This window comes from Stenotrophomonas sp. YJH_SMC_122, assembly GCF_059369535.1.
In genome coordinates, this window is sequence record NZ_JCAFST010000002.1 from 232,198 (window position 1) to 257,975 (window position 25,778).

Annotated in this window: 21 protein-coding genes and 1 riboswitch; of the genes, 10 read left to right on the forward strand and 11 right to left on the reverse strand. The window is 67.9% G+C overall.

From position 1 onward, the window contains the following. Positions 1 to 51: 51 nt before the first annotated feature. Entirely contained in the window at positions 52 to 468 is a 417-nt protein-coding gene (locus tag AC5P66_RS04600; RefSeq protein ID WP_099496092.1) for a hypothetical protein, read from the forward strand. Positions 469 to 527: 59 nt separating this feature from the next. On the opposite strand, the gene pnuC is transcribed toward AC5P66_RS04600, so the two are convergent. The 5 genes from pnuC to AC5P66_RS04625 form a co-directional block, all read right to left on the reverse strand. Further along, entirely contained in the window at positions 528 to 1,097 is a 570-nt protein-coding gene (gene pnuC, locus AC5P66_RS04605; RefSeq protein ID WP_099488199.1) for a nicotinamide riboside transporter PnuC, read from the reverse strand. A gap of 8 nt (positions 1,098 to 1,105) precedes the next feature. Beyond that, complete coding sequence (locus AC5P66_RS04610) at positions 1,106 to 3,295, reverse strand: TonB-dependent receptor (protein WP_099496093.1); 2,190 nt, start codon at positions 3,293 to 3,295, stop codon at positions 1,106 to 1,108. Between the two features lie 70 nt (positions 3,296 to 3,365). After that, a riboswitch (TPP riboswitch) is annotated at positions 3,366 to 3,461 on the reverse strand. Between the two features lie 43 nt (positions 3,462 to 3,504). Beyond that, the gene (locus tag AC5P66_RS04615; RefSeq protein ID WP_099496094.1) at positions 3,505 to 4,629 is read right to left on the reverse strand and encodes a phosphotransferase enzyme family protein; all 1,125 of its coding nucleotides are present in this window, start codon (positions 4,627 to 4,629) and stop codon (positions 3,505 to 3,507) included. 129 nt (positions 4,630 to 4,758) lie between these two features. Next, positions 4,759 to 5,166: a glycine zipper 2TM domain-containing protein gene (locus AC5P66_RS04620; protein ID WP_049416597.1), complete on the reverse strand. Its 408-nt coding sequence runs from the start codon at positions 5,164 to 5,166 to the stop codon at positions 4,759 to 4,761. A 426-nt stretch (positions 5,167 to 5,592) separates the two neighbouring features. After that, on the reverse strand, positions 5,593 to 6,231 hold the full coding sequence (locus AC5P66_RS04625) for a response regulator (RefSeq protein WP_049439268.1): 639 nt from the start codon (positions 6,229 to 6,231) through the stop codon (positions 5,593 to 5,595). A gap of 75 nt (positions 6,232 to 6,306) precedes the next feature. Here AC5P66_RS04625 and AC5P66_RS04630 point away from each other — a divergent pair, with 75 nt between their 5' ends. Continuing rightward, entirely contained in the window at positions 6,307 to 9,906 is a 3,600-nt protein-coding gene (locus tag AC5P66_RS04630) for an ATP-binding protein (protein ID WP_099496095.1), read from the forward strand. On the opposite strand, the gene AC5P66_RS04635 is transcribed toward AC5P66_RS04630, so the two are convergent. Beyond that, on the reverse strand, positions 9,900 to 10,301 hold the full coding sequence (locus tag AC5P66_RS04635; protein ID WP_495216100.1) for a c-type cytochrome: 402 nt from the start codon (positions 10,299 to 10,301) through the stop codon (positions 9,900 to 9,902). The two genes, AC5P66_RS04630 and AC5P66_RS04635, sit on opposite strands and share 7 nt — an antisense overlap. A gap of 65 nt (positions 10,302 to 10,366) precedes the next feature. Next, on the reverse strand, positions 10,367 to 12,043 hold the full coding sequence (locus tag AC5P66_RS04640; protein WP_049416605.1) for an electron transfer flavoprotein-ubiquinone oxidoreductase: 1,677 nt from the start codon (positions 12,041 to 12,043) through the stop codon (positions 10,367 to 10,369). 316 nt (positions 12,044 to 12,359) lie between these two features. On the opposite strand from AC5P66_RS04640, the gene AC5P66_RS04645 reads away from it, so the two are divergent. Continuing rightward, positions 12,360 to 13,523, forward strand: coding sequence for an acyl-CoA dehydrogenase family protein (locus AC5P66_RS04645; RefSeq protein WP_049416607.1), 1,164 nt, complete (start codon positions 12,360 to 12,362; stop codon positions 13,521 to 13,523). Between the two features lie 406 nt (positions 13,524 to 13,929). On the opposite strand, the gene AC5P66_RS04650 is transcribed toward AC5P66_RS04645, so the two are convergent. Together AC5P66_RS04650 and AC5P66_RS04655 are read right to left on the reverse strand one after the other, a co-directional pair. Beyond that, positions 13,930 to 14,409, reverse strand: coding sequence for a tRNA (cytidine(34)-2'-O)-methyltransferase (locus AC5P66_RS04650; RefSeq protein ID WP_099496096.1), 480 nt, complete (start codon positions 14,407 to 14,409; stop codon positions 13,930 to 13,932). A 69-nt stretch (positions 14,410 to 14,478) separates the two neighbouring features. Beyond that, positions 14,479 to 14,955, reverse strand: coding sequence for an XAC0231 family protein (locus tag AC5P66_RS04655; protein WP_049441064.1), 477 nt, complete (start codon positions 14,953 to 14,955; stop codon positions 14,479 to 14,481). Positions 14,956 to 15,371: 416 nt separating this feature from the next. Between AC5P66_RS04655 and AC5P66_RS04660 the strand changes: the two genes are divergently transcribed. From AC5P66_RS04660 to AC5P66_RS04675, 4 genes are all read left to right on the forward strand, one after another. Then, positions 15,372 to 18,221: a M16 family metallopeptidase gene (locus AC5P66_RS04660; RefSeq protein WP_495216101.1), complete on the forward strand. Its 2,850-nt coding sequence runs from the start codon at positions 15,372 to 15,374 to the stop codon at positions 18,219 to 18,221. Positions 18,222 to 18,388: 167 nt separating this feature from the next. Next, entirely contained in the window at positions 18,389 to 18,706 is a 318-nt protein-coding gene (locus AC5P66_RS04665) for a DUF4156 domain-containing protein (protein ID WP_005407628.1), read from the forward strand. A gap of 102 nt (positions 18,707 to 18,808) precedes the next feature. Beyond that, entirely contained in the window at positions 18,809 to 19,825 is a 1,017-nt protein-coding gene (locus AC5P66_RS04670; protein WP_005420782.1) for a 3-oxoacyl-ACP synthase III, read from the forward strand. A gap of 140 nt (positions 19,826 to 19,965) precedes the next feature. Beyond that, positions 19,966 to 20,856, forward strand: coding sequence for an alpha/beta fold hydrolase (locus AC5P66_RS04675; RefSeq protein WP_099488115.1), 891 nt, complete (start codon positions 19,966 to 19,968; stop codon positions 20,854 to 20,856). 100 nt (positions 20,857 to 20,956) lie between these two features. On the opposite strand, the gene AC5P66_RS04680 is transcribed toward AC5P66_RS04675, so the two are convergent. Continuing rightward, positions 20,957 to 21,388: a YkgJ family cysteine cluster protein gene (locus tag AC5P66_RS04680; protein ID WP_049416617.1), complete on the reverse strand. Its 432-nt coding sequence runs from the start codon at positions 21,386 to 21,388 to the stop codon at positions 20,957 to 20,959. A 104-nt stretch (positions 21,389 to 21,492) separates the two neighbouring features. Between AC5P66_RS04680 and oleC the strand changes: the two genes are divergently transcribed. The 3 genes from oleC to AC5P66_RS04695 all read left to right on the forward strand — a co-directional run bounded on the left by oleC (position 21,493) and on the right by AC5P66_RS04695 (position 24,377). After that, positions 21,493 to 23,151: an olefin beta-lactone synthetase gene (gene oleC, locus AC5P66_RS04685; RefSeq protein WP_049441070.1), complete on the forward strand. Its 1,659-nt coding sequence runs from the start codon at positions 21,493 to 21,495 to the stop codon at positions 23,149 to 23,151. Beyond that, a complete protein-coding gene (gene oleD / locus AC5P66_RS04690) occupies positions 23,148 to 24,140 on the forward strand; it encodes a 2-alkyl-3-oxoalkanoate reductase (RefSeq protein ID WP_099496098.1) in 993 nt (330 codons plus the stop codon). Before oleC ends, oleD begins: the two co-directional genes overlap by 4 nt. 81 nt (positions 24,141 to 24,221) lie before the next feature. Beyond that, entirely contained in the window at positions 24,222 to 24,377 is a 156-nt protein-coding gene (locus AC5P66_RS04695) for a DUF1328 domain-containing protein (RefSeq protein ID WP_005407633.1), read from the forward strand. A 76-nt stretch (positions 24,378 to 24,453) separates the two neighbouring features. On the opposite strand, the gene ddlA is transcribed toward AC5P66_RS04695, so the two are convergent. After that, positions 24,454 to 25,548 carry a D-alanine--D-alanine ligase gene (gene ddlA / locus AC5P66_RS04700; RefSeq protein WP_099496114.1) on the reverse strand — a complete coding sequence of 365 codons (1,095 nt, stop codon included), beginning with the start codon at positions 25,546 to 25,548 and terminating at the stop codon, positions 24,454 to 24,456. Between the last annotated feature and the right edge of the window lie 230 nt (positions 25,549 to 25,778).

The window sequence follows — 25,778 nt, forward strand, 5'->3', positions numbered from 1 at the left end:
CATCTATGACGCCGACCATGGCGCGCTGGATGGGCGCGCAGGAGGCAGGCGATGGTCATGGCAGGGAACAGGACAGGCCTACGCCGCTGGTGGCGGCGTCTGGCTGCAGTGTTCGGCGCACTGGCACTGGGGAGTGCCGCGGCGTCCGCGCAGGAAGCCCCTGCGCACTGGATGGCCTACGCCGCCGCCGTGGGTGGCCAGCTGCAGCAGCGCCTGCAGCAGGAGCAGGACCCGCAGGCGCAGCGCGTGCTGCAGTGGCTGCAGGCCCACCCGGACACGCCGACGCCGCTGCCGGTGAGCGTGTGGATCGCGGCGGATGGCCGTATTTCGAAACTGGAATTCGACAGCCTGGGTGACGCCCAGGTCGACGCCGACCTGCGCGCGACGCTGCAGGCCGGCCCGCTGCAGGCGGGACCGCCGGCGGACATGCGCCAGCCGCTGCGGCTGGGTTTGGCCCTGACCCCGTAGATCCACGCCATGCGTGGATGGCGCGCCGATTGTCAGCAACAGCCACGCATGGCGCGGCTCTACCGCGTTGCCACCTGCGGTTCACGCGCGGCCGCGCTCCATGCGCGCAGGCCGAACACGGCCAGACCGAGGAAGAACACGTACAGCGCGGCGGTCACGTGCAGCGACTTGAACAGGTAGGCGCCCACGTAGACCACGTCCACGGCGATCCATACCCACCAGCAGGCGACGTGGCGGCGTGCCTGCCACCACTGGCCGACCAGGCTCAGCGCGGTCAGCATCGCGTCCAGCCACGGCAGCGCGGCATCGGTGAAGCTGTGCATGCCGGCGCCCAGCGTCACGCCGCCGCACAGGCCGATGGCCAGGTCACGCAAGAGCTTGCCTCGCGCCAGCGGCACGATGCGGATGCTGCCCTCATCGGCGGCGTGCTGGCGCCAGTTGAGCCAGCCGTAGATCAGGAAACCACCGAAGGCAACCTGCAGCAGGGTGTCCGAGTACAGCTTGGCCTCGGCGAACACCAGGCCATACAGCATGACCGACAGCAGGCCCACCGGCCATGCAGACAGCCGGCGGCGGGCCATCAGCCAGACGCCGAGGACGCTGCACAGCGCGGCGGTCCACTCGAGCACGACGCCGTTCACAGCGCGAACGTCACCGACAGGCGCGCCTGTCGCGGTGCGCCGGGGAACAGGTAGTAGTCACCGCCGCTGCTGCCGGTATCGCGCCAGTAGAAACGGTTGAACACGTTGTCCACCGACAGGTTCCAGGTCACGGCGCGCTCGTGCAGCCGGTGCTGGAAACGCAGGCCGGCATCGAACACCGAGTAGTCCGGCGCGCGTACGGCGCCGTCGGCGCGTGCCACGTTGGCACCGGCATAGCGCCACCCGCCAGTGACATCCAGGCCCTGCACGAACGGCAGCGCATAGGCCACGTGCACGCTGGCACGCACCTTCGGCACGTTCACCAGCTGATGACCCTCATAGGCCGGCGTGCCGGTGTCGCGCGCGCGCGCCTGCAGCACGCTGGCACTGGCGACGATCTGCAGTGCATCCGTCAGCTGGCCGTTGGCGGTCAACTCCAGGCCGGTGTGGGTCTGGGTGCCTTCCTCGACGAAGGTGTAACCCACGTCGCTGCTGTCCGGCTTGGCGTACTGGTACGGCTGCGAAATGCGGAACACCGCCGCGCCCAGGGTCAGCGCTTCGACCGGCACGTACTTCAGGCCCACTTCCAGCTGCCGCGACTGTACCGACGGCAGGAAGGTGTCGGCGTTGCTGGTCCAGAACGGCGCTTCCTGGCCCAGCGAAATGCCGCGCACGTAACTGGCGTAGGCGTTGAGCTGGTCGGTGGCTTTCCACACCACCGCGGTCTGTGGCAGGAAGCGCGACAGGCGGCTGTGCCGCTGCGGGGTGCCGCGCTTGTCATAGGCGCGCTCATCCAGGCGGACGAAGCGGCCACCGGCCAGCCACTGCCAGTCGTCACCGAAGCTGATCCGGTCCAGCACGAAGAACGCGGTCTGGCGGCTGTCCAGGCGACGTGCGGACGGGCCCGGCATCTTCGGCGACGGCGCGAACACCGGCACCGGTGCGTCGTGGATGTTGGTGGTGCCAACGTACTCGTTGACGCTCGGGCGCCTGTCCACGGTGCGGCGGAAGTAGTCGGCCCCGATGGTCAGCTGGTGGCCGACGCTGCCGGTCTCGAAGCGGCCACGCAGTTCGGCACGAGCCTGCTGGTTGCGGCGCGTGTCGTCCGGACTGCGGTAGTCGTAGATGTCATAGTCGCCGTTCGGCGCGAAGTAGTTGCCCGGCACGCTGCCGTCGGCACATTGCGCGGCGTAGTAGCAGCCGTAGGCGAAGGCGACGTTGTCATCGATCACCGAACGGCTGTGGCCCACCGATACACGTGATTGCCAAGCGTCGTTGAAGTCGTAGGTATGCAGCGCGGTGATGTTGGTGCTGGCGATATCCACCGGCCGCTGCCACGGCTGGTAGCCGAGCAGGTGCTCGCGGTCGACGCCGCGCGGCAGGTCACGTGCGCCCAGCAGCTGGTAGCCGGACACCGAACGTTGCGAACTGGTCTGGTAATTGGCGTCCACCTCCAGCTTGCCGCGTTCGCCGATCAGCCAGTCGGCGGCCAGCGAGTAGAAGTTGCGGCGGCCATCGGCATGCTCGACATAGGAATTGCTGGAGTCCCATGCGGCATTCAGGCGCAGGCCGAAGCGCGGGGTGATCCAGTGGCCGACATCGACGGCGACGTAGCGCGAGCCTTCCGAATCGGTACCGAGCGTGGCGGTGCGCACTTCGGCCGGGCGCTTGCCGATGTAGTTGATGATTCCGCCCGGCGCCATCACGCCTGCCGCCAGGCCGGCTTCACCCTTGAGGATCTCCACCGACTGCACGTTCTCCAGCGCCAGGCGTTGCTCGCCGGCGATGGACAGCCCATTGAAGCGGTAGCCGGTGGCGGCGTCCAGGGCGAAGCCGCGGATGGCGACGTTCTGGTAGTAGCCCACCGGCGCGTAGGCATCACCCAGCGAGGCATCATTGCTGGCCAGCTCGGACAGCGAACGTAGCTGGCGGCGGTCGAGATAGTCGCGCTCGAGCACATTCACCGAAGCCGGCGTGTCCTTCCACGAACCGCCACCGAAGGCGTTCACGCGCGAGGTATCGGCCTTCGGTTTGCCGGCCTGCACGCGCACCGCTGCCAGTTCGGTCGGTGAGCGTTCGGCGCCGATGGCGGCCGCATCGGTGGTGGCCTCGGCCTCGCTGGCATGTAGCGGGAGCGCGGCACAGAGGGCGAGGGAGAGCACGGTGGGGCGCAGGCAGCGGTTCATTCGGTTCGTCTTCGGCCAACAAGGGAGACGAAGCGACGGCGCGCAGGTGCACCGGCCCAGGATGGGGGTGTGGCTGCGGCTCAAAGCTCCCTACGCCGGTGCAAACCGGATCAGGTTCCAAGGGACTCTCTCAGCCTGGCAGATCCAGGCACCCCCGCTTCAGGTGACCATTTCACTACAAATGGTACGGATTTGCGAGCCGGTGCCCTTCAGGCTGCCGCGTGCAGCGCGTTGAGCAGTGCCTGCCCTGGCGCGCTGTGGAACCACGCCGGATGCCCCAGCATGAAGGGTTGCCACGCCACATCGGCATTGGCGGTCGAGCCGGTGACGCCCTCGAAATACTCCACTTCGGACAGTGCGAAGTCGAAATGCACCATCGGCAGCAGGTCGGCCAGCAGGTGCACGCGTGCCGCCGACAGCGGCAGCACCTGGCGGTAGCCATCGAGCAGCGCCAGCGCGATATCGATGCGCACTGCCTCCATGCCGCGCGCCAGTTCCAGCCATGCCACGGCGTTGCGCTCGATTGCGGTGGCGAGGTCGAACAGTGCGCTGGTGGGCGAGGTCAGGCCGAAATCCAGCACGGTGCTGACCTGCCCGTCGCGCCACAGCAGGTTGGAGACATGCCAGTCGTTGTGCGCCCACAGCCGTGGTTCGTCGTGCAGGCGCTCGGCCAGTCCCGTGTGCCACGGCAGCACGTCACGCCGCAGCTGCGTTTCCCACGGAATGCGCGCGAGATAGCGGGCCAGGCCGGGGCGCTCGTGCAGCCCTGCCTTGATTGCGGCAATCGGATCGTCGGCGCGGATCAGGTCGTCGCGCGCCACCAGCAGATGGGTGCTGCGCTGGGGCGCGTGGTAGCTGGCGGCGGCGCGGTGCAGCTGTGCGAGTGCGCGTCCGGCTTCGCGGGCCTGCGCGACATCGGTCAGCAGCGACCACGACACCGCGTCGCGGTACAGGTCGTCGCCTACGCCGACGTCGTGCAGTTCAAACGTCCATTCGCCGTGCTCGACCGCGGTGTGGCCATCGGTTGCCGCCAGCACCTGCACCACCGGCACGCCGGCAGCGGCGAGATGGGCGATGAAGCGGTGCTCTTCCTCCAGGCAGGCCGCGTTGCGCACGCTGTGGTGATGGCGCTTGATGAACACTGCGCCGCGCGTGCCATCGACGATGGCGGCAGCCGACAGTGGCCGCGGGCTGTGCCAGCGTGGCTGGCTGCCGCTGTCCAGCTGCGAGTAGCGCTGGCGCAGCCATGCGATGTCCGCCGCGCTGATCGGTGGCCAGTCGGCAGCCACCTCGTCGTTGTTGAGGCCCTGCACACGGTGGGAGGAAGACGTCATGCCGCGGCCCGAGAGGGGAAAGTCACATCCAAGGCTGCGCATTCAACGCCATGCGCGCGGCCAACGCAAACGGGCGGGTCATCGACCCGCCCGTCTCTGCCATCGGCAGGGGTACCGCCGCCGTGCCGTTTACCAGCCGCGATGGCGACCGCGGTCGTGGTAGTAGCGGTTGTCGTAGTAACGCTCGCGCTGCCAGCGGCGGTCGTCGCCACGGTCGTAGTAACCGCTGCGGTAGTAGCCACGATCGTAGCGGCGGTCGTAGCGGTTGTCATAGTAACGATTGTCGTAATAACGACGGTCGCGGCGGTCGGAGGTGGTCAGATTGCCGATCGCGCCGCCGGCCACGGCACCACCGACGGTGGCGGCAGGATCACCGTTGGAGAGCAGGTTGCCGGCCACGCCACCGACCACGGCGCCGACCAGGGTGCGCTTGTCCTTCCTCGACATCGCGCTGGCATCGCTGACCACGGCGACACCGGCCACCAGTGCCAGCGCCATCGCCAGACCACGGAAGCTGAGTGTGGAAGTACTGAGCATGATTCGTTCTCCTGTGAGGTGCATGCCACGCTGGGCAGGGAGGGCGCGGGGCGCCCCGGCTGCCGTGATGTCCACGCTGGCGTTCCAACATTGCCGGAACATTGCCTGGCGTATCGAGCGGCTTGCGCATTCATCTAGCGGCAGGTGGCATGAAGCAAGGCTGAAAGCGGCCTCGGCCGCTCAGCTGGCAGAAAGGGAAAAGGCCACGCGGGCGTGGGCCCTCCCTTCTCTGCCAAGGCGTTGGCATGTCAGACGCCCGTCGCTCGCTGGCGGCCCGCGTCTCCACGGTGACGCGGCTGGCGGCCGGACATGAGCCGGGTCGATTCCTTCGACCTCGAATTGAGAACCCACGCCCGTTCATCCTGGTACAGATCCGCAGACCAGCAAGGCGGCCGCCGTTGCCGGGGCGATTATGTGAATCGCGTCTCAGATTTTGCCGTCACGCAGGTAGTCGAACAATTCGGCATCGCCCTTCAACCCCAGCTTGAGCATCGCGTCGCCCTTCTGCCGGCTGATGGTGCTGACGCTCTTGTGCAGCAGCAGCGAGATCTCCTTCACTGTCATGCCGGTGCCGAGCAGGCGCAGCACCTCCACCTCGCGCGGGGACAGCGGCTTGCCGTCACCCTCGCGCATGCGCCAGCTGCCGGCTGCCTCGACCCGCTCGCGCAGGCTGCGGCTGATGTAGGGCTGGCCGCGGTAGACCGCCTGGATCGCCTGCGGCAGCTCGTCCATCGACGAACTCTTGTCGACCAGGCCGAGCACACCACTGTCGAGCACCATGCGCAGGATCGCCAGGTTGCTGGAAACGCTGAGCATCAGCACCGGCAGGTCCGGGTGGCGGCGCCGGATCATGCCGATCATGGCGAAGCCATCGGCCTGCGGGCTGCCCGGCATGGAGTAGTCGGTGACCAGCAGGTCACAGGGCTGGTTGGCGAGCAGGGTCATCAGTGCCTGCGCGCTGTCGGCCTCGCCGACCACGCGGCCCACGCCACTGGACTCGATGACGGCGCGGGTACCGATGCGGACCACCGGGTGATCGTCTGCGATGATGATGCGCAAGCTCATGCTCTAGTATGGCCATCGGGCACGCCGGACCGCGACGATCGCGGTCCCTGGCAGGATTCTAGGAGATCGACGCAGATGCGTAGGTGGGCTGTTCGCGGGCTGCTCCTGCTGCTGGCGGTGCTGGCGCTGCCCGTGGCCCAGGCACAGCCGGCCCCTGGCCTGCTGCCGCTCAGCCCGTTGCAGCGCGAATACCTGGTGGCGCATCCGACCATCGTTGTCGGGCAGTATGACAGTGGCTGGCCGCCCTTCGAGTCCCTCCGTGATGGCGAGCAGGTCGGGCTGGGACCGGACTACCTGTCGCATCTTGCTCGCCAGCTCGATGTGAAGGTCGAGGCGCGCCGCTATCCGGACTGGACATCCGTGCTGGATGCGGCATGTCGTGGCGAGATCGACGTGGTGATGAATGTTGGCCTCAGTGCCGACCGCACCCGCTGCATGGTCTATACCGCGGCCTACAGTGAGGCGCCCCTCGCACTGGTGGGCCGGCCCGATGACCTGCGTGCCTCCGACATGCCGGACCTGGATGGCCTGAGGGTCGTGATCGAGCAGGATTTCCTGACCGGTCCGCAGGTGCGCGCCCGATTCCCGCGTGCCCGCCAGCTTGTCGCAAACGACACGTTGAGCGCATTGCAGATGGTCATAGACGACAAGGCCGACGTCTACATCGGCAATGCCTTTGTCGCCACCGAGCTGATTGCCAGCCGGCGCCTGCAGGGCGTGGCGCTGCTGCGGCCGAGCGACCTGCCCCCTGAGCGGCTGCACTTCGGCATTCCCAACAGCAAGCAACCGCTGGCCGAAGCCCTGGACCTGGCGCTGGCCGCGACCAGCCAGGCCCAGCGCGATGCCCTCGCACAACGCTGGTTGTCACCGCCGCACTGGTCGGCATCGGCGCAGCTGGCGCTGAGCCAGGCCGAGAAGCGTGTGCTGGAGAAGCCGCTGATGATCGGTTTCGCGCCGAATGCCGCGCCCCTGTCGTTCACCGGCGAGGATGGCCGGCCCAGTGGCCTGGCCAGCGAGTACCTGCAGCGCCTGATGCAGGCCGGCGCCAACCTGAAGGTCGAGAACAGCCATGACTGGTACGAGGTGCGTGAGAAGGCCCGCCGCGGTGAACTGCAGGCGGTGATGGGCATACCCGTTGATTCGCGCTACCTGGGCCCGGACTGGGTGTTCAGCCAGCCCTTCATCAGCGTGCCGAACGTGATTGTGGTCAGGAGCGATGGTGAGTCGCTGCTGGGCCTGGCCGACCTGCAGGGCAAGCGCGTGCTGCTGTCCGACCCGGAGCGCGTGCGTGGCTATGTGCAGCAGCAGGCGCCGCAGGCCCGGATCATTGCTGCGCGGAGTGCCGAGCAGGCGCTGCAGCGCCTGCTCGAGGGTGAAGCCGATGCCTATGTCGGCAACCTTGCCGTGGTCGATCACCTGCTGCGCAGCCGTTTCCCGGGGCGGATGCAGGTAGCGGCTCCGGCCGGTTTCAACGACCAGCTGGCGCTGGCAGTGGATCGCCGCCATGCGGCCCTGGCCACGACCTTCGATCGCCTGCTGCTGCAGATGACCCCACGCAAGCGCGAGGCGCTGCGCAGCGATTGGCTGGCGGTGGAGTACCGCAATGGGGTCGACTGGAGCAATCTGCTGCGGTGGGGCGTGCCGGTGCTGATGGTGCTGTTGACCGCGCTGCTGGTGCATGGCGTGGGCCATTGGCGGCTGCGCCGTGAGGTGGCAGGACGCCGCCAGCTGGAGCAGCGACTGGCCGAGGTGACCGACAACCTGCCGGCGGTGGTCTACCAGGCCCGTCGCGATGCCGATGGCACGCTGAGCTTCCCGTTCATCGCCGGCGACCTGCCTGCATTGTTCGGCATCACCCGGCAGCAGGCCGAACAGGATGCGAGGGTGTTGCTGGAACGCGTCGAGCAGGAGGACCGCGCGCGCATCCTGCATTCCATCGAGCAGGCCGCGCACCAGTTCGCGCCGTTGATCCTGGAGTTCCGCCTGCGCAGCGACGGGGAAGGCGTGCGCTGGGTGCGCAGCCAGGCCCATCCCTACGCCGCCGAAGAAGGCGCGGTGATCTGGAGCGGGTACTGGGTGGATGTAAGCGAAGCCCGGATGCAGGCCGACGCACTGGCGGCGGCGAAGGCGGACGCCGAGCAGGCCGCTGAGGCCAAATCGCGTTTCCTGGCCACGATGAGCCACGAGATCCGTACGCCGATGAGCGGCGTGCTGGGCATGCTGGAGGTGCTGGCGCACTCACCGCTGGACAGCGAGCAGCAGCGCATCCTCGGCGTGATCGAGGATTCGGCGCAGATGCTGCGGCAGATCCTCGACGACATCCTCGATTACTCGCGGCTGGAAGCAGGTGCACTGCGCCTGGAGCCGGTGCCGCAACCGCTGCGGCCCCTGCTGGAAAGCGTGTGCCGCCTGCTGTCCCCGCAGGCCAGCGCGCGTGGCCTGGCGCTGCACGTGCAGATCGATCCCCAGCTGGCGCCGGCCCACGAAGTGGACGGCGTACGGCTGCGCCAGATCGTGTTCAACCTGCTCAGCAATGCCATCAAGTTCACCAGCCAGGGCGAGGTGCGCCTGCAGCTTGAGGTGCTGGGGCCGACCAGCGAGGACGGTGTGCAGCCGCTGTGCCTGAGCGTGACCGACACCGGCGTGGGCATCGCACCGGAACAACTGCAGCACCTGTTCGCGCCATTCACCCAGGCCGGCGCCTACATCCAGCGTGACCACGGCGGCACCGGCCTGGGCCTGAGCATCTGCCAGCGCCTGGTGCAGATGATGCAGGGCGAACTGACCCTGCACAGCACGCTGGGCGAAGGCACGCGCGCCGAAGTGCGGGTCTCGCTGGTCGAGGCCGGCAGCGAGGACGCGGCGGCGCTGCTGGCCGAGCAGGAGCAGACCGCGCTGCTGCCCGCCGCGTTGCGCCAGGCGCGGGTGCTGGTGATCGAGGATCACCCGACCAACCAGGCGATGATGGCGTGGCGGCTGCAGCAACTGGGCGTGCCCCATGTGCTGCTGGGCGACGGCCAGCAGGCGCTGGACCGCCTGTCATCGGAGTCCTTCGACCTGGTCATTACCGACTGCCGCATGCCGGTACTCGACGGGTTTGGATTCACCCGCCTGCTGCGCGAACGCGAGGGTCGTACCGGGCAGCCGCGACTGACGGTGCTGGCATTGACCGCCAGCGTGCTGGACGACGATGCGCGCCGCTGCCGCGAGGCCGGCATGGACGAGGTGCTGGCCAAGCCGCTGTCGCTGGCCACGCTGCGCACCGCGCTGCTGCGCTGGCTGCCGCAGGCACAGGGCCAGTCGTTCGAGTCGCCAGTGCAGGAGACTGTCGCCGACGACGCCGAAGTACTGCCTGATCTGGCCACCCTGCAGCAGCGCTATGGCTCGCGCGCCGTGGCCGAGCAGCTGCGTGACAGCCTGTTGCAGGCCAGTGAAAGTGATCTGGCGGCGGTACAGCGCGCCGTGCGGGCCGGTGACCGCGAGACTGCGGCGCTCCACCTGCATCGCCAGGCGGGTGGTCTGGGGGCAATCGGGGCAAGCGCACTGGCGGGGCAGGCCAACGCGCTGGTCGAGCGGCTGCAGGATGCGACCGAGGCCGATCCGGCACCGGTGTTCGCCGCTGTAACGGCGTTCGTGGCACGGCTGCAGCACCAGCTGCAGCGACTGGCTCACTGAGCCGACTGCTGTTGCAGGTAAGCGATCACCAGCGCGCGGCGTTCGGCGCTGGGAAAGGCGTTGTACATGCGTGTGCCGGGCACCACGTGGGTGGGCGACTGCAGGAACGCATCCAGGGTCTGCGCGCTCCAGGTGATGTCGGCGCGGCGCATGCCCTCGGAATAGCCGTAGTCGGGCAGGCTGCCGGCGCGGCGGCCGATCACGCCGTGCAGGTTCGGCCCGAAGCGGTGGATGCCGTCGGGCTGCACGGTGTGGCAGCCGGCGCACAGTTCGAACGCGCGCTGCATGGCCTGCTGCCGGGCCTGTTCGGGCGTGGCCGGCGCCGCAGGCGGGCGCTGGCACGCCGTGGCGAGCAGGGCCACGGCAACGGTGGTGAGCAGGCAGGAGGCACGCATGGGCGGGCAGGATAGCGGTGCGGTGGAGCGGCCGGGCTGCGACACGCGGTCGCAGCCCGGGGCGATCACATGCCCGAGTAGTTCGGGCCGCCGCCGCCCTGCGGGGTCACCCAGACGATGTTCTGGGTCGGGTCCTTGATGTCGCAGGTCTTGCAGTGCACGCAGTTCTGCGCGTTGATCTGCAGGCGCGCGTTGTCGGCGTCGCCGACGAACTCGTACACGCCGGCCGGGCAGTAACGTGCTTCGGGACCGGCGTACTCGGCCAGGTTCACCTTCACCGGAATGCTCGGATCCTTCAGCGTCAGGTGGCTGGGCTGGTTCTCGTCGTGGTTGGTGCTGCTCAGGAACACCGAGCTGAGACGATCGAAGGTCAGCACGCCATCGGGCTTGGGGTAGGCGATGCGGGTGTGCTGGGACGCCGGCTCCAGGCAGGCGTGGTCCGGCTGGGTGCGGTGCAGGGTCCACGGCGGGTTGCGCACGCCCAGCTTCGGCAGCAGCCACTGCTCCACGCCGGTCATCAGCGTGGCAACGGTCTGGCCCTTCTTGAACCACTGCTTGAAGTTCTTGGCCTGCTGCAGTTCGTTGAACAGCCAGCTCGATTCGAACGCCTTCGGGTAGGCGCTCAGTTCATCGTGCTGGCGGTCGGCAGCCAGCGCGTCGAACGCAGCGTCGGCGCACAGCATGCCGGTCTTGATCGCGGCATGGCTGCCCTTGATGCGGCTGGCGTTGAGGTAGCCGGCCTCGCAGCCGACCAGCGCGCCACCGGGGAACACCGTCTTCGGCAGCGACAGCAGGCCGCCGGCGGTGATCGCACGCGCGCCGTAGCCGATGCGGGTACCGCCTTCCAGGTGCTTGCGGATATCCGGATGGGTCTTGAAGCGCTGGAATTCCTCGAACGGGCTCAGCCAGGGGTTCTTGTAGTCCAGGCCGACCACGTAGCCGATGGCGACCTTGCCACCGTCGGCGTGGTAGAGGAACGCGCCGCCATAGGTGTCGCTGTCCAGCGGCCAGCCAGCCGCATGCACCACCAGGCCCGGCTCGTGCCTGGCCGGGTCGATCTGCCACAGCTCCTTGATGCCGATGCCGTAGGCCTGCGGGTCCTTGCCTTCGTCCAGTTTGTAGCGGGCGATCAGCTGGCGGCCGAGGTGGCCGCGAGCACCTTCGGCGAAGACCGTGTACCTGGCGTGCAGCGCCATCCCACGCTCGAAGGCCGGGCCGATGCTGCCGTCCTTCTCGATGCCCATGTCGCCGGTGGCCACGCCGATCACCTCGCCGTTGTCGCCGTACAACACTTCTGCAGCGGCGAAGCCAGGGAAGATCGCAACCTCCAGCGCCTCGGCCTGCTGCGCCAGCCAGCGGGTCACTTCGCCCAGGCTGATGATGTAGTTGCCTTCGTTGTGGAAGCACTCCGGCAGCAGCGCATTGGGCGTGCTGCGCGACCCGGTCTCGCTCAGGAACAGGAACTCGTCGCGGGTGACCTTCTGCTTCAGCGGTGCGCCGCGTTCGGCCCAGTCCGGGAACAGTTCGGCCAGCGCGCGCGGATCCATCACGGCGCCGGACAGCACGTGCGCGCCCGGTTCGGAGCCCTTCTCCAGCACGCATACCGACAGCTCGCGGCCGGCTTCGAGCGCGCGCTGGCGCAGGCGGATCGCGGTGGCCAGGCCGGCGGGGCCGGCGCCGACGATCACCACGTCGAACTCCATTACTTCACGCGGGGGCAGGGCGTTGGCTTCAGCGCTCATCGATTGCATGACTCGTGGGTAGGGCCGGCATCGGGGCCACCGGCGGTGCCTGGGAATCGCGCGTGCGGCCACGGGCGAAACGGTTGTTTGAATGTGTCAGGGTACCGGGCCGCGCGTGATCGAGCTAGATCGACGATGTTCACCTCATGATTGCTGCAGTGCAGCGTAATGATCGTGGCCGGGTAGGTGCCAACCTCGGGTTGGCACATTGCTTCACCGCCCGGACCTGCATCCGTGTGGACCAAGGTCCACATCTACCAGACGCGATGCGTGCGGATGACCGACAATGGCCGGGTCCTGACTGCGCGTGAGTGCCATGGCTTTGCATCCGTACGATCTGTTCGATGTCCGTTCCCTGCTCAACGAGGAAGAGCGCGCAGTGCAGGAGAGCGTCGCCCGCTTCACCAACGAGCGCGTGCTGCCGATCATCGGCGATGCCTTCGACCAGGCCCGCTTCCCCGACGAACTGGTGCCTGAGATCGCTTCGTTGGGCCTGCTGGGCGCGACCCTGCCGACCCAGTACGGCGGCGGTGGCCTCGGCGCGGTCAGCTATGGCCTGATCTGCCAGGAGCTGGAGCGCGGCGATTCGGGCCTGCGCAGCTTCGTCTCGGTGCAGAGCTCGCTGTGCATGTATCCCATCTACGCGTACGGCAGCGAAGAACAGCGCCAGCAGTGGTTGCCGGCGATGGCACGCGGCGAACTGATCGGCTGCTTCGGCCTGACCGAGGCGCACGGTGGGTCCGACCCGGCCAGCATGAAGACCCGCGCGGTGCGCGACGGCAGCGACTGGCGCATCAGCGGCAGCAAGATGTGGATCACCAGCGGCCCGGTGGCCGACCTGGCCATCGTCTGGGCACAGACCGAGGACGGCATCCAGGGCTTCGTGCTGGAGAAGGGCATGGCTGGCTTCACCACGCAGGAAATCAAGCACAAGATGAGCCTGCGCGCATCGCTGACCGGTGCGCTGTTCTTCGATGACGTGCGCGTGCCCGACAGCCACCGCCTGCCGAACGTGAAGGGCCTGAAGGGGCCGCTGGGCTGCCTGACCCAGGCCCGCTATGGCATCAGCTGGGGCCCGATCGGCGCGGCCATCGCCTGCCTGGATGAAGCGCTGGGCTACGCCAAGGAGCGCGTGCTGTTCGGCCGCCCGCTGGCGGCCACCCAGAGCGCGCAGATCAAGCTGGCGGAAATGGCCCGCCGCATCACCACCGCCCAGCTGTTGGCCCTGCAGCTGGGCCGGCTGAAGGAAGCCGGCCAGCTGCAGCCGCAGCAGGTCAGCCTGGCCAAGTGGAACAACTGCCGCATGGCCATCGACATCGCCCGCGAGTGTCGCGATCTGCTCGGTGGGGCTGGCATCACCACCGAACACGTGGCGATCCGGCACGCGCTGAACCTGGAATCGGTGATCACCTATGAAGGCACCGAGACCGTGCACCAGCTGGTGATCGGCCGCGAACTGACCGGCATCAACGCGTTCTGAGTGCACCGGTAGTGCCGGCCGCTGGCCAGCGCGAAGTGGTAGTGCCGGCCGCTGGCCGGCATTGCCCAGCAGCGTATTCGCAGGCGAGCGATCGGTGTACCGAACCGCGCACCGGACCGCGATGGATTCAAGGACAGCCTGTACCGCGCGGCTGTTGGGTCCGCCTTGAAGCGAGCCGAGCACCGCAGGTCCGGCGGGGGCGAAGAGGCGCGGGTGTCTGAGCGCAGCGAGTTCCGCGCCGTCCCCCGGCGGGCCGAGGAGCGCAGGGTACCGGTGCGCAGCACCAGCTCGCAGACGGCGGCGCGTTTCTTTTGGTTACTTTTCTTTCCGCGCGGAAAGAAAAGTAACGCCCATGAACGCATGCGCCCGCCACAGCAACAATCAGGCAGAAGAGAGGCGCGTGGCGCTACGCGCCGCCGGCAAACCCATGCTGCCGCCACGCCTCGTACATCACCACGGCAACGGTGTTGGAAAGATTGAGGCTGCGGTTGCCCGGCCGCATCGGCAGGCGCAGGCGGCGGCCGTCGGGCAGGGCATCGAGCACCTCCTGCGGCAGGCCGCGGCTTTCCGGGCCGAACAGGAACGCATCGCCCTCTTCAAAGGCCACGCTGTCGTAGCGCACGCTGGCGCGCGTACTGAGTGCGAACAACCGGATCGGTGCGATCCGCGCCAGTGCGGTGTCCAGGTCGGGGTGCACCTGCAGGCGCGAGTACTCGTGGTAGTCCAGGCCGGCGCGCTTGAGCTGCTTGTCTTCCAGTGCGAAGCCGAGCGGCTCGACCAGGTGCAGTTGCGCGCCGGTGTTGGCGCAGAGCCGGATCACATTGCCCGTGTTGGGCGGGATTTCCGGTTGGAACAGGATCACGTGGAACGGGGGCGCGGCATTCATCGGCGCAGTGTACCTGCGACGACCGCCGCCTTTACGGCGCACGCCCTGCTCGGGGCAGGGCGGCACCGGTTACGGGCGCAGCAGGACCTGGGCGGTTTCGGTGGCCAGGGCCTGCAGATCGGCGGCGCTCGGACGCACCTGCAGGGCCGGCAGGTTGACGATGACCGAGTGGGCGACGTTGGTCGCGGCCGCAGCCAGAGTGGCGGCGTAGCGCTGGGCTTCCAGTTCGGCGGCCAGGGCGACGCGCTGTTCCAGGCTTGGGCGCACTTCCACCGAGGCCAGCGTGGTGATCGGCAGCGCGGCGGCAACCGGGGCGGCGACGTAGCCGTTGCGCTCGGCCAGCTGGTCGGCGCTCGGGCGCACTTCCACGGTGGCCAGGGTCGGGATGCCGCTGGCCTGTTCCCAGGCCTGCTGGGCCAGCTGGTCGGCGGCCGGGCGAACCTGCACGGTGGACAGGGTCTTGATGGATTCGGAGGCCTGCACCGACGAAACAACCGCGGTGCCGGCGATCAGGGCGATGGCGATGGCAATGGTCTTGGCGTTCATGACGGGGCCTGTTTAGTGTTGGTGAGCAGTGGTGTGGTAGTAAGGTAGTACACCAGTTCTGGACATGCAAGAGAAATTTTCGATTTCCTGCATTTGTTCAGTCTTCAGTCAGCTTTTGTCTGAAGCCCTTCCTGGCGCAGGAAGTACCAAGCAATCCGCGTGCCAACTTTTAGTTATTGATTTGCAAGGCTTTTGTGTGGTCCCGAAAGTGTCCGCTGGGCGGACACCTGTCCATTCGATAAGCCGCGGACACTGTCCGGACGCCTTCAGCCGGCGTCTGTGACGTTTCAAGAGCGCCCGTGGGCGTCGGGCTCGATGGCCATCTGGGCAAACACCCCCAGTGACTGGCGACCGATTCCTGCCGCCGCGTGCGCAGGCTAGGATCGGGGTTCACCTATGTGACCAAGGATCCGGATATGTCTCTCGCCCTTCGCCCGCGCACCGCATTGCTGGCCGTCGCCCTCAGCACCGCCCTGGGCACGCTTGCTCCTACCTCCGCGCTTGCCGCCAGGCCCGCGGCACCGGCCAAGGTCGATATCCCGTACGAGCAGTTCACCCTGCCCAACGGCCTGCGCGTGATCGTGCATACCGATCGCAAGGCGCCGATCGTCGCGGTCAACGTCTGGTACCACGTGGGCAGCAAGGACGAGCCGGCTGGTCGTACCGGCTTCGCGCACCTGTTCGAACACCTGATGTTCCAGGGCAGCGAAAACCACGACGGCGAATTCTTCGAACCGTTCAAGCAGGTCGGTGCCACCAACCAGAACGGCACCACCAACACCGATCGCACCAATTACTTCGAGAACGTGCCGACCACCGCGCTGGACATGGCGCTGTGGATGGAATCGGACCGCATGGGCCATCTGGTCGGTGCGATCGACCAGGCCGCGCTCGACGAGCAGCGTGGCGTGGTGCAGAACGAGAAGCGCCAGGGCGAGAACCAGCCCTACGGCCAGGCCTGGGACCAGCTCAACAAGGCGCTGTACCCGGTGGGCCACCCATACCACCACGGCGTGATCGGGTCGATGAACGATCTGAACGCGGCGTCGCTGGATGACGTGAAGACCTGGTTCCGCACCTGGTACGGCCCGAACAACGCGGTGCTGGTGCTGGCCGGCGACATCGACCTGGCCACCGCCAAGGAAAAGGTCGCCAAGTACTTCGGCAGCATCCCGGCCGGCCCGACCATGGCGCAGCCGGCGGTGAACGTGGCCAAGCGCAGTGCCGACACGCGCGAGACGATGACCGACAAGGTGCCGCAGGCGCGCATCTACCGTGCATGGAACGTACCGCAGGTCGGCACCACCGAGGTCGATCAGCTGCAGTTGTTCGCGCAGGTGCTGGGCGGTGCCAAGTCTTCGCGCCTGAGCCAGCGCCTGCAGCACCAGGACAAGCTGGTGGACAGCATCGCGTCGGGCCTGTCGACTTCGCAGCTGGGCTCGAACTTCGTGATCATGGCCACGGTCAAGCAGGGCCAGGACCCGGCCAAGGTCGAGAAGATCATCGACGAGGAACTGGACCGGCTGATCAAGCAGGGCCCGACCGCGGCCGAACTGGAGCGCGCCAAGACCGGTGCCCGCGCCGGTTTCATCCGCGGCATCGAGCGCATCGGTGGCTTCGGCGGCAAGGCCGATGCACTGGCCGAGTGCGCGGTGTTCACCGGCGACCCGGGCTGCTTCCGCGCCTCGCTGGCCAACATCGAGAAGGCCAGTGCTGCTGATCTGAGCCGGCTGGGCGCGCAGTGGCTGGACAAGGGCAGCCACACCCTGGTGATCGCACCGGGTGAGCGCGTGGCGCTGAAGGAAGACCCGAGCCAGGCGCCGAAGCCGTTCACTGTGCCGGCGGTGGACCCGAAGTACAGCACCCTGCCCGAGCAGGTCGACCGCAAGGCCGGCGTGCCTCAGACCCGCGAGTTCCCGCAGCTGAAGTTCCCGGCGCTGCAGCGCGCCACGCTGAAGAACGGCACCGAGGTGATCCTGGCCGAGCGCCACGAGATTCCGGTGGTGCAGTTCAGCTACCAGTTCCCGGGCGGCTTCAGCGCCGACCAGGGCCGCAAGCCGGGCACCGCCAACTTCACCATGAGCCTGATGACCGAAGGCGCCGGCAAGCTGGGCTCGCTGGCCTTCGCCGACGCCGCAGATGCGCTGGGCGCCAGCCTGGATGCCTCGGCCGGCCTGGACTCGATGAGCGTGGACTTGTCGGCGCTGAAGGAAAACCTGGTGCCGTCGCTGGCGCTGTACCGCGACCTGCTGCGCGAGCCGCGCTTCGAGCAGGGCGAGATCGACCGGGTCAAGGCGAGCTGGATCGCGGGCATCCAGCAGGAGAAGGTCAACCCGGGTGCGGTGGCGATGCGCGTGCTGCCCCCGCTGCTGTACGGCAAGGGCCACCCGTATGCCATTCCGTTTACCGGTAGCGGTGACGAGGCGGCGATCAACGGCCTGACCCGCGAGGACCTGGTCGACTTCCACCAGGACTGGCTGCGCCCGCAGAACGGCACCTTGATCGTCGTCGGCGACACCACCCTGGCCGAGATCGTGCCGCTGCTGGACAAGCAGCTGGGCGACTGGAAGGCCAGTGGCGAGGCCCCGCAGGTGAAGGCGGCCACCGACGTTGCGCTGCCGAAAGGCCCGCGCGTCTTCCTGATCGACCAGCCGGGCGCGGTACAGGCCAACCTGTTCGCCGGCCAGGTGGTGGCACCTTCCAGTGCCACCAGCTCGACCCGCTTCGACATCGCCAACGGCGTGATCGGTGGCGACTTCACCTCGCGCCTGAACATGAACCTGCGCGAGGACAAGCACTGGTCGTACGGTGCGCGCAGCAGCGCGGTCAATTCGGTGGGCCAGCGCCCGTGGATGGCCAGCGCGCCGGTGCAGATCGACAAGACCGGCCCGGCACTGGCGGAAATGCGCAAGGAAATCGCCGCGTTCGCCGATGGCAGCAAGCCGGCCACCGCTGCCGAGGTCAACCGCATCCGCAACATCCAGACCCTGAGCCTGCCCGGTGCCTACGAGACCGCCAGTGCGGTGGCGTCGACCATCGGTTCGATCGTGCAGTTCAAGCGCCCGGACGATTACGTGCTGCGGCGCAAGGCCGAGATCGAAGCGATGACCCCGGCGCAGGTGCAGCAGGCCGCCGCCGAGATCAAGCCGCAGGCCCTGACCTGGGTGGTGGTGGGTGACCTCAAGCAGACCGAAGCGGCCGTGCGTGCGCTGAACCTGGGCGAGGTGACGGTGATCGACGCCGAAGGCAACCCGGTCAAGAAATAAGGCACGACCCGGCCCGCCCTGTGGCGGGCCGGCTCCCCCGAAGTGCCGGCCGCTGGCCGGCAACCCTGAAGGGGTCAGAGCCCCCTGCGGGGGATCCGCTCCCCACCGGCTACCCCCGATTCAGGCTGTTCAGGCAGAATCCCCCCATACCCTTCCAGGATCTGCCCATGCGCGTTCTGCTGCTTTCCTCCCTGCTGCTCACCGTCACCGCCTGTACCTGGGTGCCGATCGAACCGGCCGGCAAGGCGACCCGCGTGCTGCCGGCGGGCCCGGTTCCAGCCGGCTGCATCGCCAAGGGCGAGGTGGTGGTCACCGTGAAGAGCAAGGTCGGCTTCTACAACCGCAACCCGCTGCGGGTGCAGGAAGAGCTGGAAACGCTGGCCCGCAACGAGGCCCCGAGCGCCGGCGCCAATGCCGTCCAGGCCGCTGCGGCCCCCGCCGATGGCAGCCAGCGCTTCGCCGCGTTCCAGTGCCCACCGCGCTGAACGCTTCACCATACGGCCGAGGCTGAATTCGTAAAGATGCGGTGAAAGCCCGGGGGTTATAGAATAGCGCCCCCTTTTGCCTGAGCCTTGGCGCTAACCTCGATGCTCTTCAAGAATGTCTCGATCGCCGGCCTGGCACACGTCGACGCACCGCATACGCTGACGACCAAGGAAATCAACGAACGCCTGCAGCCGACGCTGGATCGCCTGGGTATCCGTACCGATGTGCTTGGCGACATCGCCGGCATCCACGCCCGCCGCCTGTGGGACAACGGCGTGCTGGCGTCGGACGCCGCCACCATGGCCGGCCGCAAGGCACTGGAAGACGCGGGCATCACCGCGACCCAGGTCGGCCTGCTGGTCAACACCTCGGTCAGCCGCGACTATCTGGAGCCGTCCACGGCCTCCATCGTGTCGGGCAACCTCGGTGTCAGCGACGAATGCATGACCTTCGACGTCGCCAATGCCTGCCTGGCCTTCATCAATGGCATGGACATCGCGGCGCGCATGATCGAGCGCGGTGATATCGACTACGCGCTGGTGGTGGACGGCGAGACCGCCAACCTGGTGTACGAGAAGACCCTGGAGCGCATGACCGCCCCGGACGTCACCGCCGATGATTTCCGCAACGAGCTGGCCGCGCTGACCACCGGGTCGGGCGCCGCGGCGATGGTGATGGCGCGCGCGGAGCTGGTGCCGGACGCGCCGCGCTACAAGGGCGGCGTGACCCGCTCGGCCACCGAGTGGAACCAGCTGTGCCTGGGCAACCTGGACCGCATGGTCACCGATACCCGCCTGCTGCTGATCGAAGGCATCAAGCTGGCGCAGAAGACCTTCAGCGCCGCCAAGATCGCACTCGGCTGGGCCGTGGAAGAGCTGGACCAGTTCGTGATCCACCAGGTCAGCCAGCCGCACACCGCCGCGTTCATCAAGAACTTCGGCATCGACCCGAAGAAGGTCATGACCATCTTCGGCGAGCACGGCAACATTGGCCCGGCCTCGGTGCCGATCGTGCTGAGCAAGCTCAAGCAGCTGGGCAAGCTGAAGAAGGGCGATCGCATCGCGCTTCTGGGTATTGGCTCGGGCCTGAACTGCTCGATGGCTGAAGTGGTCTGGTAAGCAGCCCGTTGCCCGACCTCCTGTAGAGCCGAGCCCTGCTCGGCTCACGCGCGCAGCGCGGCTCTTCCGCAGCGGACCGGAGAGCAGCCGAGCAACGGCTCGGCTCTACATTGCGCCGCGACTCTCCTTAGGTGCTCCGCATGCGCGATCTTCCCGGTTACCCCGCCCACCCGCAGCGCTTCGAGGTCCGCCCCGGCCTGTCGATGAACTATCTCGACGAGGGCCCGCGCGATGGCGAGGTGGTGGTGATGGTGCACGGCAACCCGTCGTGGAGCTACTACTGGCGCACGCTGGTAGCCGGCCTGTCGGACAGGTACCGGTGCATCGTGCCGGACCACATCGGCATGGGCCTGTCGGACAAGCCCGATGACAGCCGCTATGAGTACACGCTGCAGTCGCGCGTGGACGATCTTGATGCGCTGCTGAAGCATCTGGGCGTCACCGGCCCGGTGACGCTGGCCGTGCACGACTGGGGCGGCATGATCGGCTTCGGCTGGGCGCTGTCGCACCACGACCAGGTGAAGCGCCTGGTCGTGCTCAACACCGCTGCCTTCCCGATGCCGGCGGCGAAGAAAATGCCGTGGCAGATCGCGCTGGGTCGCCACTGGAAGATCGGCGAGTGGATCATCCGCAGCTTCAACGCATTCTCGTCCGGCGCCTCGTGGCTGGGCGTGGAGCGCAGGATGCCGGCCGACGTCCGCCGCGCCTATGTGTCGCCGTACAACAGCTGGGCCAACCGCATCAGCACCATCCGCTTCATGCAGGACATCCCGCTGTCGCCGGCCGACAAGGCCTGGTCGCTGCTGGAGCGTGCCGGCAAGGCACTGCCCTCGTTCGCCGACCGCCCGGCCTTCCTCGGCTGGGGCCTGCGCGACTTCGTGTTCGACCATCATTTCCTGAAGGGTTTCCAGGCCGCACTGCCGCAGGCCCAGGTGCATGCCTTCGAGGACGCCGGCCACTATGTGCTGGAAGACAAGCATGAAGTGCTGGTGCCGGAGATCCGTGCGTTCCTGGACGCCAACCCGATCTGATCGGTTCCCGGGGCGGATTCCGGTAGTGCCGGCCGCTGGCCGGCAACCTCATGAACCCGGCGCGCATAGCGCGCTTGCCGGCCAGCGGCCGGCACTACCACTACGCCGCGACCGGCGCCTGCGGTGGCGAGGACGGGCTGTTGCCGTTGTCGTCCGGGTGATCGTCGTCGTTGTCGGCGTCATCGCGCCACCGCCAGTCGGCCGGCGTCAGCGGATCCAGGCCATAGGCGATGCGCGCCTTGTCGCACTGCGGGCTGGCCTTGCCGTACTCCCACGATGCATCCACCTCACGGCACACGCTGGGCCGGTTGGGGTGGATGGTGCAGCGCGAGTAGACGCCGATCTGCGCATCCAGCGCCACGCAGCGCACCGGCCTGGAGTGGGTGCCGCGCATGCACAGGCGGTGTGGGTCCAGCACCTCGGTGAGCTGGTGCGGCACGCCGCCGGGGGTGACCTCGTCCGATTCCATCCAGTGGAAGGCCACGCGGTATTGGGTGCAGCAGGCGCCGCAGGTCATGCAGGGATGTTGCATGGGCAAGCCGCCTCGGGCGGCAGTCGGAATCGGGAACGAGGGTGCGGATTTTCCACGAAGTGGGCCGCCGCGCAAGAAATTCCGTAAGCGGCGACAATGAACGGATGAACCGACCCTGCAACATTGCCGCGCGCCTGCCTGAACTGGCGCGTGAACGTCCCGATCAGATCGCCATCCGCTGCCCGGGCCGCCGCGGCGCCGGCAACGGCATGGCCGCCTACGATGTCACCCTCGATTACCGCCAGCTGGACGCCCGCAGTGATGCCATGGCCGCCGGCCTGGCCGGCTACGGGATCGGCCGTGGCGTGCGCACGGTGGTGATGGTGCGGCCTTCTCCGGAGTTCTTCCTGCTGATGTTCGCGCTGTTCAAGCTGGGCGCAGTGCCGGTGCTGGTCGATCCGGGCATCGACCGGCGCGCGCTGAAGCAATGCCTGGACGAAGCCCAGCCGCAAGCCTTCATCGGCATTCCGCTGGCGCATGTGGCGCGGCTGGTGCTGCGCTGGGCGCCGTCGGCCACCCGGCTGGTGACGGTCGGCCGCCGCCTCGGCTGGGGCGGTACCAGCCTGGCCGCGCTGGAACGTGCCGGTGCCAAGGGGGGGCCGATGCTGGCCGACACCGATGGCGAGGACATGGCCGCGATCCTGTTCACCAGTGGCTCCACCGGCGTGCCCAAGGGCGTGGTCTACCGCCACCGCCACTTCGTCGGCCAGATCCAGCTGCTGGGCAGTGCCTTCGGCATGGAAGCGGGTGGGGTGGACCTGCCGACCTTCCCGCCGTTCGCGCTGTTCGACCCGGCGTTGGGCCTGACCTCGGTCATCCCGGACATGGACCCGACGCGGCCGGCGCAGGCCGACCCGGGACGCCTGCACGATGCCATCCAGCGCTTCGGGGTGACCCAGCTGTTCGGCTCGCCAGCCCTGATGCGGGTGCTGGCCCGGCACGGGCGGCCACTGCCGACGGTGACCCGGGTGACCTCGGCCGGGGCACCGGTGCCGCCGGATGTGGTCGCCACCATCCGCAGCCTGCTGCCGGCCGATGCGCAGTTCTGGACCCCCTATGGCGCCACCGAGTGCCTGCCGGTGGCGGTGGTCGAAGGCCGCGAACTGGAGCGCACCCGCGCGGCGACCGAGGCCGGTGCCGGCACCTGCGTGGGCAGCGTGGTGGCCCCCAACGAGGTGCGCATCATCGCCATCGACGACGCACCGCTGCCGGACTGGTCGCAGGCGCGCGTGCTGGCGGTGGGTGAAGTGGGGGAAATCACCGTGGCCGGGCCGACCGCCACCGACAGCTACTTCAACCGCCCGCAGGCCACGGCGGCGGCGAAGATCCGCGAGACGCTGGACGACGGCAGCACGCGCATCGTCCACCGCATGGGCGATGTGGGCTACTTCGACGCGCAGGGCCGCCTGTGGTTCTGCGGGCGCAAGACCCAGCGCGTGGAAACCGCGCGCGGGCCGCTGTACACCGAGCAGGTCGAGCCGGTGTTCAACACCGTGGCCGGCGTGGCGCGCACGGCACTGGTCGGCGTCGGCGCCGCCGGCGCGCAGGTGCCGGTGCTGTGCGTGGAACTGCAGCGCGGCCAGTCCGACAGCCCGGCGCTGCAGGAAGCGCTGCGTGCACATGCCGCCGCCCGCTTGCCGGAGGCCGGCCTGCAGCACTTCCTGGTGCATCCGGCGTTCCCCGTCGATATCCGTCACAACGCCAAGATCGGCCGCGAAAAGCTCGCCGTCTGGGCCAGCGCCGAACTGGAGAAGCGCGCATGAAGATCCTGGTCACTGGCGGTGGTGGTTTCCTTGGCCAGGCGCTGTGCCGTGGCCTGGTCGAGCGTGGCCACCAGGTGCTGGCGTTCAACCGCAGTCATTACCCGGCGCTGCAGGCCATGGGCGTGGGCCAGATCCGCGGTGATCTGGCCGATGCGCAGGCGGTGCTGCATGCGGTGGCCGGCGTCGATGCGGTGTTCCACAACGGCGCCAAGGCCGGCGCCTGGGGCAGCTATGACAGCTACCACCAGGCCAACGTGGTCGGCACCGACAATGTCATTGCGGCATGCCGCGCGCACGGCATCAACCGGCTGGTCTACACCTCCACGCCCAGCGTGACCCATCGTGCCACGCACCCGGTGGAGGGCCTGGGGGCTGACGAGGTGCCGTATGGCGAAGATTTCCAGGCGCCGTATGCGGCTACCAAGGCCATCGCCGAACAGCGCGTGCTGGCGGCCAATGACGCCGCGCTGGCGACGGTCGCGCTGCGTCCGCGCCTGATCTGGGGCCCGGGCGACCAGCAGCTGGTGCCAAGGCTGGCCGAGCGTGCGCGGCAGGGCCGCCTGCGCCTGGTGGGGGATGGCAACAACAAGGTGGACACCACCTACATCGACAACGCCGCACTCGCCCACTTCCTCGCCTTCGAAGCGTTGGCACCGGGCGCTGCGTGCGCGGGCAAGGCCTACTTCATCTCCAACGGCGAGCCGCTGCCGATGCGCGAGCTGGTCAACAGGCTGCTGGCCGCTGTTGGCGCGCCGACGGTGGACAAGGCGATCAGCTTCAAGACCGCGTACCGTATCGGCGCCATCTGCGAGCGGCTGTGGCCGCTGCTGCGCCTGCGTGGCGAGCCGCCGCTGACCCGCTTCCTGGCCGAACAGCTGTGCACGCCGCACTGGTACAGCATGGAACCGGCGCGCCGTGACTTCGGCTACGTGCCGCAGGTCAGCATCGAAGAGGGTCTGCGCAGGCTGAAGGCTTCATCTGCTGCATAGATCGCCATCACTGGTTGCACACCGCAGGATCGGGAGGATGGACCCACGCCATCCAAGGCTCGACCACCCGCGAGGAGCGCCATGCTGCACTACGCCATCATCTTCTTTGTCATCGCCATCATCGCCGCCGTTCTGGGTTTCTCCGGAATTGCCGGCGCCGCAACCAACATCGCCTGGATCCTGTTCGTGGTGTTCCTGATCCTTGCGGTGATCTCGATGTTCCGCAAGCGCGGCTAGCCGGTAGTGCCGGCCGCTGGCCGGCATCGCTTTCCGCAGAGTCGAGCCATGCTCGACTCTGCGGGCGATCACGACGTTACACAGCGCTCTGCAGCCCGCGATCGGCCTCATGGCGCTCCAGCGCCAGTTCGATCAGGCGCGTGATCAAGGTCGTGTAGTCGACACCGCTGGCGCCCCACAGCTTCGGATACATGCTGATGCGGGTGAATCCGGGCAGGGTATTGATCTCGTTGATGATGATCTCTCCGCCTGCGGTGAGGAACACATCCACCCGCGCCATGCCGGCACACTCCAGCGCCTGGTAGGCCTGCAGCGCGATCTGCTGGATACGTGCCTGGGTGCCGGCATCGATATCGGCCGGTACCACCACCTCGGCACCATCCTCGTTGATGTACTTGGTGTCATAGGCGTAGAACTCGTCGTGCACCACCACCTCGCCGCACAGGCTGGCCTGCGGATGTTCGTTGCCCAACACCGCGCACTCGATCTCGCGGCCGATCACCGCCGATTCCACCAGCACCTTGTGGTCGTAGCGCAGCGCCATTGCCAGCGCTTCGGCAAAGCCCGCCGCGTCCTTGACCTTGCTCACGCCTACCGACGAGCCCTGGTTGGCCGGCTTCACGAACAGCGGCAGGCCAAGCTGGGCGATCACCGCATCGACATCCACTTCCGCCACCTGGTGGCGGCGGATGCACAGCCACGGCGCCACCTGCAGCCCGGCGTCGCGCAGCAGACGCTTGGTCACGTCCTTGTCCATCGCCACTGCCGAGCCCAGTACCGGCGAACCGACGAAGGGCAGGTTGGCCATGCGCAGCAGCCCCTGCAGCGCACCGTCCTCGCCCAGCGGTCCGTGCACGATCGGCAGCACCACATCGATCTGGCCGAGCACGCTGGCCGCATCGCACGGCTGCAGCTGCCCCTGCTCGGCGCCCGGGCGCACCGTCAGCGACGTGCCGGACCGATGCAGCGCGATGCGTGCGGGATCTTCGGCATTGATCAGGAACGTCTCCGGCTGGCTCAGGTGCCACTGCCCCTGCTTGTCGATGCCGACCAGCACCGGCTCGAAGCGCTCGCGATCGAGCGCATCGAGGATGTTCTTCGCCGACTGCAGCGAAACTTCGTGCTCGGAAGACTTGCCCCCGAAAATGATGCCGACCCGGGTCCGTGCCATGGGGAATGCGATGTCCTGTGCGTTGCGTGGCCTCATAGCATGAACCTTCATCGGCCCTCCGCGTGAGGCACAGATGAACCGGATATCCATCCACGCATGGCGTGGATCTGCCGTGTCGACCAAGGTCGACACCCACCAACAGCAACACAGAACGCGGTCCCGACAGATCGCAGCAAGCTGTCGAAGGAGGGGTGGGTCCGGTTGCGGGGGCGTGAGCGCCATGGATGGCG

What these genes read in the sequence shown, in the direction of transcription:
- AC5P66_RS04600 (WP_099496092.1), top strand. Translation starts at nt 52, where the DNA reads ATGGTCATGGCAGGGAACAGGACAGGCCTACGCCGCTGGTGGCGGCGT.
- AC5P66_RS04610 (WP_099496093.1), bottom strand. Translation starts at nt 3,295, where the DNA reads ATGAACCGCTGCCTGCGCCCCACCGTGCTCTCCCTCGCCCTCTGTGCC.
- AC5P66_RS04615 (WP_099496094.1), bottom strand. Translation starts at nt 4,629, where the DNA reads ATGACGTCTTCCTCCCACCGTGTGCAGGGCCTCAACAACGACGAGGTG.
- AC5P66_RS04620 (WP_049416597.1), bottom strand. Translation starts at nt 5,166, where the DNA reads ATGCTCAGTACTTCCACACTCAGCTTCCGTGGTCTGGCGATGGCGCTG.
- AC5P66_RS04625 (WP_049439268.1), bottom strand. Translation starts at nt 6,231, where the DNA reads ATGAGCTTGCGCATCATCATCGCAGACGATCACCCGGTGGTCCGCATC.
- AC5P66_RS04630 (WP_099496095.1), top strand. Translation starts at nt 6,307, where the DNA reads ATGCGTAGGTGGGCTGTTCGCGGGCTGCTCCTGCTGCTGGCGGTGCTG.
- AC5P66_RS04635 (WP_495216100.1), bottom strand. Translation starts at nt 10,301, where the DNA reads ATGCGTGCCTCCTGCCTGCTCACCACCGTTGCCGTGGCCCTGCTCGCC.
- AC5P66_RS04640 (WP_049416605.1), bottom strand. Translation starts at nt 12,043, where the DNA reads ATGAGCGCTGAAGCCAACGCCCTGCCCCCGCGTGAAGTAATGGAGTTC.
- AC5P66_RS04645 (WP_049416607.1), top strand. Translation starts at nt 12,360, where the DNA reads ATGGCTTTGCATCCGTACGATCTGTTCGATGTCCGTTCCCTGCTCAAC.
- AC5P66_RS04650 (WP_099496096.1), bottom strand. Translation starts at nt 14,409, where the DNA reads ATGAATGCCGCGCCCCCGTTCCACGTGATCCTGTTCCAACCGGAAATC.
- AC5P66_RS04655 (WP_049441064.1), bottom strand. Translation starts at nt 14,955, where the DNA reads ATGAACGCCAAGACCATTGCCATCGCCATCGCCCTGATCGCCGGCACC.
- AC5P66_RS04660 (WP_495216101.1), top strand. Translation starts at nt 15,372, where the DNA reads ATGTCTCTCGCCCTTCGCCCGCGCACCGCATTGCTGGCCGTCGCCCTC.
- AC5P66_RS04665 (WP_005407628.1), top strand. Translation starts at nt 18,389, where the DNA reads ATGCGCGTTCTGCTGCTTTCCTCCCTGCTGCTCACCGTCACCGCCTGT.
- AC5P66_RS04670 (WP_005420782.1), top strand. Translation starts at nt 18,809, where the DNA reads ATGCTCTTCAAGAATGTCTCGATCGCCGGCCTGGCACACGTCGACGCA.
- AC5P66_RS04675 (WP_099488115.1), top strand. Translation starts at nt 19,966, where the DNA reads ATGCGCGATCTTCCCGGTTACCCCGCCCACCCGCAGCGCTTCGAGGTC.
- AC5P66_RS04680 (WP_049416617.1), bottom strand. Translation starts at nt 21,388, where the DNA reads ATGCAACATCCCTGCATGACCTGCGGCGCCTGCTGCACCCAATACCGC.
- oleC (WP_049441070.1), top strand. Translation starts at nt 21,493, where the DNA reads ATGAACCGACCCTGCAACATTGCCGCGCGCCTGCCTGAACTGGCGCGT.
- oleD (WP_099496098.1), top strand. Translation starts at nt 23,148, where the DNA reads ATGAAGATCCTGGTCACTGGCGGTGGTGGTTTCCTTGGCCAGGCGCTG.
- AC5P66_RS04695 (WP_005407633.1), top strand. Translation starts at nt 24,222, where the DNA reads ATGCTGCACTACGCCATCATCTTCTTTGTCATCGCCATCATCGCCGCC.
- ddlA (WP_099496114.1), bottom strand. Translation starts at nt 25,548, where the DNA reads ATGGCACGGACCCGGGTCGGCATCATTTTCGGGGGCAAGTCTTCCGAG.